The organism is Chitinophaga rhizophila (genome assembly GCF_019492185.1).
In the GTDB taxonomy this organism is placed as follows: Bacteria; Bacteroidota; Bacteroidia; order Chitinophagales; family Chitinophagaceae; genus Chitinophaga; species Chitinophaga rhizophila.
Genome location: NZ_JAICCF010000003.1, coordinates 1014003 through 1028212 on the forward strand (window position 1 = coordinate 1014003; position 14210 = coordinate 1028212).

Annotated in this window: 10 protein-coding genes; 6 read left to right on the forward strand and 4 right to left on the reverse strand. The window is 45.1% G+C overall.

Annotated features, from left to right (window positions below; genetic code table 11):
- Window positions 1–38 precede the first annotated feature (38 nt).
- Window positions 39–1145, forward strand: coding sequence for an N-acetylglucosamine-6-phosphate deacetylase (nagA, locus tag K1Y79_RS18705; protein WP_220251682.1), 1107 nt, complete (start codon window positions 39–41; stop codon window positions 1143–1145).
- Window positions 1146–1166: 21 nt separating this feature from the next.
- The gene (locus K1Y79_RS18710; protein ID WP_220251683.1) at window positions 1167–2846 is read left to right on the forward strand and encodes an ArnT family glycosyltransferase; all 1680 of its coding nucleotides are present in this window, start codon (window positions 1167–1169) and stop codon (window positions 2844–2846) included.
- Window positions 2847–3020: 174 nt separating this feature from the next.
- Here the strand turns inward: K1Y79_RS18710 and thiL are convergent, their stop codons facing one another.
- On the reverse strand, window positions 3021–4058 hold the full coding sequence (gene thiL, locus K1Y79_RS18715) for a thiamine-phosphate kinase (protein WP_220251684.1): 1038 nt from the start codon (window positions 4056–4058) through the stop codon (window positions 3021–3023).
- A gap of 16 nt (window positions 4059–4074) precedes the next feature.
- Window positions 4075–4848: an inositol monophosphatase family protein gene (locus tag K1Y79_RS18720; protein WP_220251685.1), complete on the reverse strand. Its 774-nt coding sequence runs from the start codon at window positions 4846–4848 to the stop codon at window positions 4075–4077.
- Window positions 4849–5005: 157 nt separating this feature from the next.
- Here K1Y79_RS18720 and K1Y79_RS18725 point away from each other — a divergent pair, with 157 nt between their 5' ends.
- Complete coding sequence (locus K1Y79_RS18725; RefSeq protein WP_220251686.1) at window positions 5006–6538, forward strand: GH3 family domain-containing protein; 1533 nt, start codon at window positions 5006–5008, stop codon at window positions 6536–6538.
- A gap of 110 nt (window positions 6539–6648) precedes the next feature.
- Window positions 6649–7290, forward strand: a complete 642-nt coding sequence (locus tag K1Y79_RS18730; protein ID WP_220251687.1) for a LysE family translocator — start codon at window positions 6649–6651, stop codon at window positions 7288–7290.
- 76 nt (window positions 7291–7366) lie between these two features.
- On the opposite strand, the gene K1Y79_RS18735 is transcribed toward K1Y79_RS18730, so the two are convergent.
- Together K1Y79_RS18735 and K1Y79_RS18740 are read right to left on the reverse strand one after the other, a co-directional pair.
- Entirely contained in the window at window positions 7367–8401 is a 1035-nt protein-coding gene (locus K1Y79_RS18735) for a 2-oxoacid:ferredoxin oxidoreductase subunit beta (protein WP_220251688.1), read from the reverse strand.
- A 98-nt stretch (window positions 8402–8499) separates the two neighbouring features.
- Window positions 8500–8853, reverse strand: coding sequence for a carboxymuconolactone decarboxylase family protein (locus K1Y79_RS18740; protein ID WP_012788706.1), 354 nt, complete (start codon window positions 8851–8853; stop codon window positions 8500–8502).
- Window positions 8854–9133: 280 nt separating this feature from the next.
- Here K1Y79_RS18740 and K1Y79_RS18745 point away from each other — a divergent pair, with 280 nt between their 5' ends.
- Together K1Y79_RS18745 and K1Y79_RS18750 are read left to right on the forward strand one after the other, a co-directional pair.
- Window positions 9134–10771 carry a tetratricopeptide repeat protein gene (locus tag K1Y79_RS18745; RefSeq protein ID WP_220251689.1) on the forward strand — a complete coding sequence of 546 codons (1638 nt, stop codon included), beginning with the start codon at window positions 9134–9136 and terminating at the stop codon, window positions 10769–10771.
- A 600-nt stretch (window positions 10772–11371) separates the two neighbouring features.
- Entirely contained in the window at window positions 11372–14188 is a 2817-nt protein-coding gene (locus K1Y79_RS18750; protein WP_220251690.1) for a TonB-dependent receptor, read from the forward strand.
- The last annotated feature ends 22 nt before the right edge of the window (window positions 14189–14210 follow it).

Here is a 14210-nt window from a genome sequence, read left to right on the forward strand (position 1 = left end):
TTTGCCTGTTATTCCCAGATAACCAAAAAACATTGTCAATGCTCAGGGCTTACATCAACACACGTATCTTCACCGGAGATCTATGGCTAGACGGCTATGCGGTAATTACAGAGAACGGTCGTATTCAGCAGGTAGTGCCACAGGCGCAGGTGCCTGAAACAGCAGAACTTACTGATCTGAAAGGCGATATCCTGGCTCCTGCTTTTATTGATCTGCAGATTTATGGCGGCAACGGAAAACTGTTTCCGCTAACCCCCGATGTGGACACGCTGAAGGCCACTTATGACTATTGCGTAGCTGGCGGCGCAGCGTATTTTATGCCTACTATTCCAACACATTCCCCTGAAGTAATCAGCAAGTCAATAGCAGCAGTACGTCAGTACTGGCAGGAGGGTGGAAAGGGCGTACTTGGCCTGCACCTGGAAGGACCTTTTATTAATGCCGAAAAGAAGGGCGCTCACCTGGAGCAGTATATCGTAACACCTACAGCGGCAGATATCGATAAACTGTTGGCAGAGGGAGAAGGCGTTATTAAGATGATGACACTGGCCCCTGAATGTTGTGAACCGGCGCTTGTAAAACGATTACAGCGTGCCGGCATACTGGTATCAGCTGGTCACAGCAACGCAGATTACGCTACTGCCTATAAATCTTTTGATGATGGAATCACTACTACGACTCACCTGTTTAATGCTATGTCACCCTTACATCACCGGGCTCCAGGTATGATAGGTGCTATCTATGATCATCCTTATGTACATGCCAGTATTGTTCCAGATGGCATACATGTGGATTTTGCTGCGTTGCGCGTTAGTCATAAGATGTTGGGAGAACGACTCTTCCTTATTACAGATGCAGTTGTTGAAGCAAAGGAAGGCGATTACATCTATGTAGAAGAAAGTGACCGGTTTGTAAATGCCAACGGTGTGCTGGCAGGATCAAAATTAACCATGCACAAAGGTGTAAAGAACTGTATTGATAAGGCATGTATACTACCAGAAGAGGCATTGCGTATGGCATCATTATACCCCGCGAATGTAGCCGGGCTTTCTGATAAACTGGGTAAAATTGCAGATGGATATTCCACAGCAATGGTTGTATTAAGTACCAACTGGGACTTAAAACAGTTAATTGGGTTATCTTAGCGGTTTCAACCTGTAATACGCATGGCCATCACAGAATACTTCAAGAAGAACCAGTACAGGAACCTTTTCCTCCTGGTATGGCTTTTATTAGCCCTTTTCCAGGCAGGATTTACCGAACTATTGGATGACGAGGCATACTACTGGGTTTATTCCCGCCATCTCAACTGGGGGTATTTTGATCATCCACCGATGGTAGCATTGCTTATTAAAGCAGGATATGCGCTCTTTCATAATGAATTTGGAGTACGGCTAGGCATGGTTATTCTAAACCTGTTAACGCTGATCATCACAGATAAGCTGATCCCCCGAAGAGATAACAGGTTGTTCTATCTGCTGCTTTGTGTGATGGGAACAATGCAGTTAGGGGGGATGCTCACCGTACCAGATATACCACTTATATTTTTCACTTCGCTGTTTTTTCTGATCTATCGTAACTTCCTGGAGCAGCAAAGCTGGAAGAATACATTGCTACTGGCATTGAGTATGGCACTAATGTTCTACAGCAAATATCATGGTATTCTGATTGTAGCCTTCACTGTTATCTCTAACTTGAACCTGCTGCGCGTATTTAAGTTCTATGTAGCATGTATCGTTACTACCATATTGTTCATGCCACATTTATACTGGCAGTTTGCACATCACTTCCCGTCATTGCAATACCACCTGGTGGAAAGAAATGCAAGCACTTACCGGCTGACTTTTACCAATGAATATATTCTCGGACAGGTACTGTTATTTGGCCCTATAGCTGGGTGGCTTATATTATACTGCGCCTTTGTATGTCCCATTCAGAATACTTTTGAAAGGGCCTTAAAGTTTTGTGTAATAGGCGTGCTCAGTTTCTTTCTGCTCAGTACTATCAAAGGAAGAGTAGAAGCCAACTGGACGGTGATGATCTTTACACCTGCCATGATATTAGCCCATCAGGCTATACGCCGGAAACGTTCCTTAAAATGGTCCTTAAAGATATTGCCTTACCTGGCGGTAATCACAGTGATTATTGTTACGGTTGTCAGAGTATATATGGTATGGGATTTCATGCCTGGCGTAGAGATCCGTCCTGAAATCCATCATAATAAGCAATGGGCAGAGGACATGAAAAAGCAGGCTGCCGGCAGGCCAGTCGTTTTCATCAATAGCTATCAGTGGCCTTCCAAATATATGTTCTATAGCGGTGAACCTGCTTATGTAATCAATAGCCGTTATAGTCGCAGAAGCCAATATAACTATTGGGATACAGAAAAACAGCTGTGGGGTAAACCAGTAATGATCGCTTTCACACCTGAAAATAAACTCCCCGTAACAGATAGCTTCAGCACTGCCAAAGGTCATTGGAAAGCATATAGTGCAAATCCTTACTATTCTTACTCCCTGATTACACTGGAGCCGGCTATGCAAAAAGTAACTGTAAAAAGGGGGGAGCACATGCCTTTTATTCTTCATCTGAATAATGGATACAATATGCAGGTACCAGTAGACAAGGAGAATGAAGCGGTAGTAGGATATGCTTTTGAAGAGGCCCTTGTTGGTGTGAAATCTGACCTGTCTGTTAGCAGGGCTATCGATAGACAATTAATACGCATGGAGGTGATTATGCCGGAGAAACCAGGCACATATCACCTGAAATTCTGCGTATTTTCCGGCATCTTGCCTCCAACCCATAATAGCCAGACGGTTACCGTGGTAGTAAAGGATTACTAAATGGTTGGTGTAATTTATAATTAGGACGGCGCTTCATTAATGAAGCGCCGTCTTAATTTATGTCTGAATTTATTCAGCGCTGTCTGCATAAGAATGCTTGTCTTTGAACCACTATAAGTTCTTGTCGCTAATGTAGTCAAAGACTCAGATTCTCATTGTTTCTTCTTGATTGTACTATTCCTGCTGGAATGCATTCCAGCCTTGTGAAACCAGCTTAAACTTATTGCCTCCCTTTGTAAATATATGAGCACCTTCACTTACATCTTCCATATATCCAATTACACTGATTTGTTCTGACAGAACGATCTTATCGTAATCTTCCTGTTTGATAGTGAACAGTAACTCGTAATCTTCTCCTCCGCTAAGTGCAGCAGCTGTAGGATCCAGGCTGAATTTCAATGCCTGCTCTTTAGTTTCCTGTGCAATAGGGATTTTCTCTTCATACAGTTTTACACCAAGATTGCTTTGTTTGCAGATGTGCAGTATTTCTGAGCTAAGTCCATCACTTACGTCCATCATGGAGGTAGGCTGTATATCTTGTTGCTGCAGGAACTCAATGATATCGCGGCGTGCTTCAGGTTTAAGCAAACGACCAATGATATAGGTTTGATTCTCCAAGTCTGGTTGAAGCTGCGGACTTTCCATATAGATCTTCTTCTCCCTTTCCAGGATAGTAAGGCCTAGGTATGCAGCTCCAAGATCTCCGGATACGCAAAGGAGATCACCTTTCTGTGCAGTAGAGCGTTTAACAAATTTGTCAGGAGCTACTTCTCCGATAGCAGTAACGCTGATGATAAAGCCTTTTTGAGAAGAGCAGGTATCGCCACCTACTAAGTCTACGCCGTATTTCTCGCATGCTGCGTATACGCCTTCATAAAATTCGCTCAGGGCGTCTACAGAAAAGCGGTTACTGAATGCGATACTCACTGTAATCTGAGTAGGAGTTGCATTCATGGCGTAGATGTCAGACAGGTTAACAACGACAGATTTGTACCCCAGGTGTTTCAGCGGAGTATACATCAGGTCGAAGTGAATACCTTCTACCAGCATGTCAGTAGACACGACCGTCTGACGGCCAAAATGGTCAATAATAGCTGCGTCATCACCTACACCAAGTATAGTGCTGGCCTGTTGTATTTCTATATTCTTGGTAAGCAATTCTATCAGTCCGAACTCCCCAAGGGAGTTAATCTCGGTTCTTTCTTCACTCATGGTATATGATGTTAGATCAGTATTTACCGTTAACGATATCTATCAGCGGCTCATGGATAAGGCCGTTGGTAGCAATCAGTGTACGCTGGTAGGGGGAGTAGCGGTTGCCCTTGAAGTCGGTCACCTTTCCACCTGCTTCCTCTACTATCAGGAAGCCGGCAGCAGCGTCCCATGCATTCAGGCTATGTTCGTAATAACCATCGAAGCGGCCACAGGCTACCCAGCATAGGTCTATGGCGGCAGAGCCAAGGCGGCGTACCGGCTGTCCCTGCTTCACAAAGTATTCAAATATTTCGATCGGGCTATGGGTATATTCGCCCCATGTATAAGGAAAACCTGTCACCATGCAGGCTTTATGCATTTCTGACTTTGTTGATACCTGTATACGTTGGTCATTCAGGTAAGCACCCTGACCTTTTTCTGCAAAGAAAAACTCGTTCAGGAAGGGGTTATACACAGCTCCCATAATCATCTCGCCATCCTGTTCCACGCCAATTGATACACAACAGATGGGAATGCCATGTGCAAAGTTGACAGTACCATCCAGCGGGTCAATGATCCATTTGACATTAGAGTCCGCACTAAGCTCTCCGGATTCTTCGCTGAGGATAAAGTGTTGGGGGAAGTTTTCCCTGATCACATTAAAAATAGCCGTCTCTGCATTCTTATCGGCTTCTGTAACGAGGTCGTTCACTGAGCTCTTGCTCGTAACCTGGAAAGAGCCGTTAAAGTAGTGCTGTAGAACATCTCCGCCGGCTTTTGTTGCTTTAAGTAGGGTGGCTTTTAACATGGGACAAAGGTACGCGGGAATTTTTTTTATAACCATATCGTTTTTGTTAATATGTTTGTGATAGATTGCCAGCGGTCAGATACTTATAATTCAAATTCCGATCGTCGCAATCCGAAAACGGCGTATTTTTGCAGCTAATAAATGAGAAGGAAAATTAATGGCCATTTTAGGTAATCTTATATCCAGGTCACTACGCATCAGGAAGAAATTCACATTTAAGTTAGGGACACCTCGACAATACCAGCTTCAGGTATTACGCAGGCTGCTGGGAAAAGCGAAGGATACACAGTTTGGACAGCATTATAAATTCCAGGAAATCCTGAATAGTCCAAATATGATGGCACAGTACCGTGCAACCATACCAGTGCATAACTATAACAAGATGCATGCAGAGTGGTGGCACAAGTGTCTCGACGGACAAGCCAATGTGAGCTGGCCTGAGAAGATCAAATATTTCGCGCTGAGTTCCGGCACATCGGAGTCAGCCAGTAAGCATATTCCGGTAACCAAGGACATGTTGAAGAACGTCAAGAAAGTAGGCGTTAAGCAGGTGTATTCCATGGCTAACTTCAACATACCTCCCAAGTCGTTTACCAAAGGAATACTGATGTTGGGCGGTACTACCGCTCTCTACGAGAAAGGCGGCTACTATGAGGGTGACATGAGCGGTATTCAGGCTAAAAACATTCCCCGTTGGTTCAGACGCTTCTATAAGCCAGGAGGTAACATCTCTCAGAAGCCTAACTGGGAACAGCGTATCAAGCTGATCGTACGCAAGGCAAAACAATGGGACGTAGGTACTGTATGCGGCGTACCTGCCTGGGTACAGATCGTACTTGCCGAGATCATCAAATACCACGGTGTAAAGAACATTCACGAAATATGGCCGAACCTGGCTGTATATATTCATGGTGGCGTTTCCTTTGAGCCTTACCGTGACAGTTTTCAGAAACTGCTGGGTAAACCTATTAACTTCATCGAAACCTATATGGCCTCCGAAGGTTCCTTCGGTTTTCAGGCCAGACCAGGCGTAAGGGGTATCAAACTGGTACTTAATACCGGCATCTTCTACGAATTTATTCCATTTAACGAAGAGAATTTTACCTCTGACGGAGAAGTGAAGCCTAATCCAAAGGCTTACATGATTCACGAAGTGGTAGAAGACGTCGAGTATGCAGTAATGTTGTCTACCTGTGCAGGTGCATGGCGTTATCTGATTGGAGACGTAGTGAAGTTCACTTCCGTAAAAGAGCATGAGATCGTGATTGTAGGTCGCACCAAACAGTTCCTCAGCCTTTGCGGTGAACATATGAGCATCGACAACATGAACAAGGCCATTGACATGGTGCAGAAAAAGATGGGTATTACCATCAAAGAATTTACCGTGGCTGGCTTCCCTTACGAAAACCTGTTCGCACACCGCTGGTATATCGGTACCGACGATGCAAATGTAGACAGTAACCGTGTACGTGAGATCATCGATCAGACGCTCAGCGAGGTGAATGATGACTATGCCGTGGAAAGAACTTCCGCACTGAAAGAACTATTTGTCGAAATACTGCCTAACGAGGTATTCATCGACTATATGAGATCTAAAGGAAAGGAAGGTGCTATGAACAAGTTCCCGCGTGTCATGAAAGGTGACAAGCTAAAAGACTGGGAACAGTTCCTCAGCGTGAAGTCTGTTTAAGAATTTTAACGATTTTATTTATAAAAAGAGGGGTAACTTTCAGCAATAAGAGTTACCCTTTTTTTACTAAGGATAGCCGTAAGAGTAACGGCGACGGAATTTTGTAGCGCATGATAGCAGCACTGGCAGCGGGCATGGTGTTGGGCCTCTTTCTATCGATTTCTGTAGGTCCTGTCATCTTTGCCATTATAAAGTATAGCATAAACAACGGTTTTAAGGCAGGGGTCAGCTTCGCTTTGGGAGTATCGTTCAGTGACATCTTTTTCGTACTGACGGGCAATCTGGCTACGTCGTTTATTACCGGTCTTGAAGAATACAAGCAGTATATCGGCATTGTCGGAGGTATCCTGCTGATAGGGATGGGCGTCTATGGCCTGTTCTTCAAAAAAGTGATGATCAGTACAGGAGATGAACGTCCTGAAATGTTTCGTACGCACGACTACCTGAAGATATGGTTAGCCGGTTTCCTCATGAATACCCTCAATCCTGGTGTAATCATTTTCTGGCTGGGGGTATGTGTGGCTAACAGCTCTACCACTATCGGACATCGAGTAGTGATGTATCTGACCTGCCTCGTATGGGTATTATCCACTGATGTACTAAAGGTATTTGTAGCTGATAAGATCAGACATAAGTTAACACTGAGTAATGTGGTATGGCTCAATAGAATAGCAGGTGTAAGCCTGATAGTGTTTGGTGTTATACTACTTTATAAAGTACTATTTGATCCTGCGGGTATAACCGGACATTGATCCTGAAAACATTACTATAAAAGAAAAGCCATTCATTCCGAATGGCTTTTGCTTTTTATTGGTGGTGATAATTATCTTATTTGATAGTCCAGGTTTCTCTTCCTGCCAGTAGCTTATCCAGATCACCAGGGCCTTTCTTGGCCAGTGCGTCTTCTGTCTGGAAGTTCAGCTGATCTTCGTAGGTAGGACGAAATGCCTGATAGAACACACCGAAAGGACGTGGCAGATGACCTTCAATACGAGGATCATCAAACATGCGCGTCAGGATCTGTGCTTTATAAAAGTCTTTCTCATCATGTATCCACAGGTCGTCAGCACTGTATTCCCCACCCAGTTCCACTACTACAGGCTTTAAACCATCCAGGCGGATACCCTTGTTCTTCTGTGCTCCAAAAATAAGCGGCTGACCCTGCTCTGCGAAAAGAGTTTCTTCCAGCTTGCTGCCCTTCTCTGTAAATACCTCGAATGCACCATCATTAAAGATGTTACAGTTCTGGTAGATTTCAAGGAAGGAAGCGCCTTTATGTGCATGACTGCGTTTCAGCATCTCCTGCAAATGTTTAGGATCACGGTCCATACTACGGGCAATGAAAGTCGCATCTGCTCCCAGCGCCAGTGCCAGCGGATTGAACGGATGATCAATACTGCCGAATGGAGTGGATTTGGTCACCTTATTCTCCTCAGAAGTAGGAGAGTACTGCCCTTTGGTCAAACCGTAGATCTGGTTGTTAAACAGCATCACGTTGATGTCAAAGTTGCGGCGCAGGAGGTGGATGGTATGGTTACCCCCGATCGATAGACCGTCGCCATCACCGGTTACTACCCATACGCTCAGTTCAGGACGTACAGCCTTTAAACCTGAAGCAATAGCAGTAGCACGACCATGGATCGAGTGCATACCATAAGTATTCATATAATAAGGAAAGCGCGAAGAGCAGCCGATACCGGATACAATTACGATGTTTTCCTTTGGAATGCCCAGTCCGGGCATAATAGTCTGTACTTGTTTTAATATAGAGTAGTCTCCGCAACCCGGGCACCAGCGTACTTCCTGGTCTGTTGCAAAATCCTTCGCCGTTAACGTCTGCGGAGCTATAGTAGCTGTTGACATCTGAATATTTTAAAGAAAAAGAAAAAAACGGTGGGCAAAGTTACGAATTGTTCCCCTACGCGGTTTACGCAATAAGGAATACTTCTGTTCCCCCCTGATTATGCCTGTTCCTGTTGCTGTAACGCTTCCCAGTACTCGGCCGCTCTCCTGGTATGTGGTATTACGATTGTACCGCCAACAATGTTGGCTACAGCAAAGATCTCATACATTTCTTCTGTAGTAATACCCTGTTCGTGGCATTTCCCCAAATGATACTTAATACAATCATCGCAGCGCAGCACCATCGACGAAACCAATCCCAGCATCTCCTTCACTTTGGTACTTAATGCCCCCTCGGCGTAAGTATTCGTATCAAGATTAAATAAACGATTAATGACCTTGTTCTGTTTTCCCAGAATTACCTCGTTCATCTTGGCGCGGTAATCATTGAATGCTTGTATCTCGTCTGCCATTTTGTTGCTTGTTTACACACCTTAAAGCTATGAAAGGATTTGCAAATATAAATCAATCTACTTGCTCAGTAGACTATACGCCTGCCGGATTAAAGTTATAGATTAGTTAATGTTTGTAAATGAACTAGTTATGTACGACCGAATAACTGCTGGTTATTGGTCATAACAAGAAGTGATCTGTCATACTCCCCCGAAGATTATTTCCAGCATACCCGAAAACCTTTGACCCTTAACAATAAGATAACATTGATGCCGTTTCTTTGCGCTTTATCTGCTGATTATGTTCGTGATGCGTTTCTTATTACTGCTGATTTTATGTGGGCTGATGTCCAGCCAGGCACCTGCCCAAAGTGACAGGCTGTCCAAGATGCAGCAATTCGATAACGATGATTACGAGCAGATTGCCCCTGATTCCACCTTTCTAAAGCTGAAAAACGCTTATAACCGGGCTGTTGAAAAAAAGGATCAGCTGGCGGCTGCCAACTGCCTTTCCCAGATGGCACAGGTTTGTTTCCACCTGGGACACCTGCCACAGGCACTGGACTACCATCTTCAGGCCATCAATATCTTCCGGAAAGAAAATGCCTATTTACCCCTTGCCAGCAATCTTACCGATGTAGGCATGTTGTATTATTATAATAAGCAACCCGACCTTTCCCGTAACCAGTACGAGCAGGCGCTTGAAATATACCGCTCCCTGCACAATAGTGCCGGCATCGCCCTTACTTACGGCATGATCGGTCACCTGCACGAAAAGCAACAGGATTATGACAGCGCCTTCTATTACCAGCGCCGCGCGCTTACTACCTACATACTGGCCGACGATAAGAAGGGCATGTCCAAGATCTACGAAAACATTGGCAGTATTTACGAAGACCTGGCTGTTTACGACTCTGCCTCCTGGTATTTTAACCGGGCATTGGACCTGAATATGCAAACCGGCGAAAAGCTGGCCCGCATCGAGATCTATAATAACCTGGGGGATGTATCCCGCAAAACAGGACATTATCCGGAGGCGCTGGTTCAAACCCGCCGCGCACTGCTGCTGGCACTTGACCTGCATGAACAACACCAGCTGGCGGGTGCATATCGCGACCTGGCAAAAGCTCATCACCTGGCAGGCAATAATGATAGTGCCTTCTACTACCTCGAACTGAGCCGGCAATTCCTGTTGAAGACATACTCCGACGAAAACAGCAAGCAGGTCGCCCTGTTGCAGTCTGTCTACGATATTGAAAAGAAGAACAATGAGATAGAAAGACTACAAAATGCGCGTAAAACCAATCGCATTATGACAGTAGCCATTGTTATTGTTGTGCTGCTGCTGGTAGTAATGAGTATCCTGATCATCAGCCGGCAAAGGCTGAAATTGCGTAATGAACAGATTCTCAGTATGCAACACCGGCAAATATTTGAAACAGAAAAGGAGCTGATGGAAGCAGCCTTGCAGAACAAACAGCTTCAGGAAGGGAAACTGAAAGAAGAACTGGAAGTGCGTTCCCGTGAGCTCACCACACATACCTTACACCTGATCCAGAAAAACCAGCTGCTGGAAGAACTGCGCGTACGACTGGACGAGATGGTAAAAGACGAGAAACGTGATCAGAAAAAACAGCTGAAACAATTGCTGGCCCAAATCAATCACAGCTTTAACCATGACCAGTATTGGGTAGATTTCCGGAATATCTTTGAACAGGTGCATCAGACCTTCTTCGATAACCTCAAAAAATACTGTGACAGCCTTACGTCTAATGACCTCCGACTGGTTGCCCTGCTAAAAATGAACCTGGAGTCTACGGATATTGCCACCCTGCTGGGTATATCCACTGATAGTCTGCGTGTTGTACGGTATCGTCTCAGAAAGAAACTAAACCTGCAGCAGGGCGAAAGCCTGACGGCGTTTATACAAAGTCTGTAATGCTGATATTCAATCACTTGCGTAAAAGCCTGGCTAACCAGCTTGTTACCAGCAGGCCGTAAGATCATTTACTCTCCTTTCTGCATTTAAAGGTTGCCAGCGGCGGCTGATTAATTCAATCTATTATCAGCGACAACCCAGAAGCTCTATTATATATAATGTTCACATCGAGGTGATGTCTCTCCCGACCGAAAAAGGCGCAAACAATAGCTCCAGACAGCTGTAATGGGCTGCCTCTATTATCTATCCCGAATTAACCGCTAATAACCCTCCGATTCCTGCCTGCTTACGGTCATACAACACCATTATTACCCAGTTTTGGTTCAATTAATCACTCGTCTTAAAAATACCTCTACCGTGACAATTACCCTCAAAAACACGTGTTAACATTGGCTTAATGTTACGGTAATAATTCCTTAACAGGCGTTTTGTTACGCTGGTTGATATTGATTGTCAATAGTTTATAGGGTGTTTGTTTCGGTTGTTGCCTCCTTGTTCACGCCTTTTGTAACGCTGTAGCCTTTTTGTATACCCCGTTAATTTGCCTTTAGACTTTTACAAATGCACCTTTGCACCCGTAAAGAATAACTCTCTACCGCTATGCAGAAATTTCTATTCACCCTTCTTTTTTCCTGGATGAGCATGATATGCTTCGGACAGTCCGCCGGCCTGGTGACCGGTAACATCGTCGATAAAAACCAGCAATTATCATTGCCTGGTGCGACGCTTAAATTAAAACCCGGCAACCATTACACGGTTTCCAACCAACAAGGAAAATTTGAGTTCCTGGGTGTACCTGCTGGTACCTATACACTGGAAGTAACTTATATCGGTTATCAGGCGCTCTCTATGGAAGTTGCTGTAAATGCCGGAAAGACAACTGAACTGCATCTGAAAATGGAAGCCGGTGGTATCGCTGGTAAAGAAGTACTGGTAGTAGGCGATCGCCTCCGTGGACAGGCAAAAGCCCTCAACCAGCAGAGAAACAATCCAAATATTACCAATATCGTATCCGCTGACCAGATAGGTCGTTTCCCGGATGCTAACGTAGGTGATGCGATCAAACGTATCCCGGGTATCACCATGCAGAATGACCAGGGTGAAGCTCGTAATATCATCATCCGTGGTCTGGCTCCTGAACTGAACTCTGTTACGCTCAATGGTGACCGTATCCCTTCTGCTGAAGGCGACAACCGCCGTGTTCAGATGGACCTGATCCCTTCCGATATGGTTCAGACCATAGAAGTTAACAAAACCCTCACCCCCGATATGGATGCTGACGCCATCGGTGGTTCTGTTAACCTCGTAACCCGCGCAGCCCCCAATGGCTTCCGCGTATCTGCTACTGCTTCCGGCGGTGTAAACCCAATCCGTGGTAAAGCTTTATATACCGGTGGACTGGTACTCGCTAACCGCTTTGCAAAAAGTAAACTGGGCGCTGTAGTAAGTGCTTCCTATAATAATAATGACTACGGTTCTGATGACGTAGAAGCTACCTGGAGCAAAGATGACTTCGGAAATGCCTACATTTCAGAATCGGAGATCCGTAAATATGATGTACAGCGTATCCGCAGAAGCGTATCTACTGCACTGGATTATAAGATCAATGCAAAAAATACCCTCTACGCTACCGCAATGTACAACTGGCGCGATGACAGGGAAAACCGTTACCGCCTCCGCCTGACGGGTATCGAACCTGAATACGACGGTAATGATGCTATTACTGGTTACACCGGTTCCGTACGTCGTGAGACAAAAGGTGGTATCGATAATGGCCGTAACAAAAACCGCCGTCTGGAAGATCAGCGCGTGCAGAACTACTCATTACGTGGTGAACACCTGCTGGGTAGCAAAATAGACCTGGATTGGTCTGCCAGCTATTCCAGAGCAAGTGAAGACAGACCTAACGAACGTTACGTTGAATTTCGTGCTCCGTCAAGCGCTATCAACATGGATATCGCTGACCCACGCTTCCCGCTGGCTACCGCTCCTTCTCTGAGAGACGAAGATTTTGCTTTCAGATCTATGAGCGAAAACCATGACTTTACCAAAGAAGACGAATTTGGCTTCAAACTGAACCTCCGCTTCCCACTCAGCGTAGTGCCAGGCCAGAAAGGTCGTCTCCGTGTAGGTTCCCGCCTGCGTCTGAAAGACAAAGAAAGACTGAATAATTACTTCGAGTACGAACCACTGACTGATATCGGTAACCTTGCCCAGATCGCTAACCTTCACGTAGATGGTAAAGGCTATCAGCCAGGCGATAAATATGTACCAGGTACTTTTGCTACAAACAGATTCCTGGGTGGCCAGCAGCTGAATGATGCTTCTAAATTTGAAAAAAGTGACGTCCCTGCAGAATACCTGGCCGTTAACTTTAACGCGAAAGAAAGAATCTCTGCCGGTTACATCCGCTGGGATCAGGATATCACCAGACAATTATCTGTAATTGCAGGTGTGCGCGTTGAAAATACCCACATCGAATATGAGGGTAACATTGTAGCGGAGGAAGAAGAACTGGAAGGTAAACGTTCTGTTACAAACAGCTATACAAACGTATTGCCTGGCGTTACATTCAAATACAATGTGAATAACGACCTCGTACTGCGTGCTGCAGCAACTACTTCAATTGCTCGTCCTAATTATTACGATATCGCTCCTTACGTAAGCAGCCTTGCTGATGATGCAGAGCTGAGCGCAGGTAACCCTCAGCTGAAAGCTGCATATGCCTGGAACTTTGACCTGATGGCAGAACAATACTTCAAATCTGTAGGTATCTTGTCTGGTGGCCTGTTCTACAAGAGCATCAGCAACTTTATCTACACTTACAGAGACAATACTTACACCAGAGAGAAGTTTGCGAACGATTACAAAGACGTAACAACCAACCCTATCCCTGCGGGTGAAGAGTGGGTATACAAACAGGCACGTAACGGTGACAACGTAAGAGTATACGGTTTTGAAGTTGCCCTGCAACGCCAGCTGGACTTCCTGCCAGGTTTCCTCAAAGGCTTCGGTGTGTATGTAAACTATACTTATACCAAGTCTAAAGCAGACGGTATTTTCAACGCAGACGGAGACAAACGTGCCGACGTAACATTGCCAGGTACTGCACCACACATGTTTAACGCGTCACTGTCTTACGAAAACCCTCGTTTCACAGCAAGATTGTCTGGTAACTATGCGGCTTCTTACCTGGATGAACTGGGTGGCGACAGCTTCGACGATCGTTTCTATGATAAGCAGTTTTTCCTGGATCTGAACGCGTCTTTCAAACTGACTAAAACACTGCGCGTATTCGGTGAAGCAAATAACCTGACCAATCAGCCACTGCGCTACTATCAGGGTATCTCTTCCAGAACTATGCAGGCTGAATACTATCGTCCGAGATACAACTTCGGTATCAAGTTCGACCTGTAGTTTGTTGTTGTTTAAATTAGAT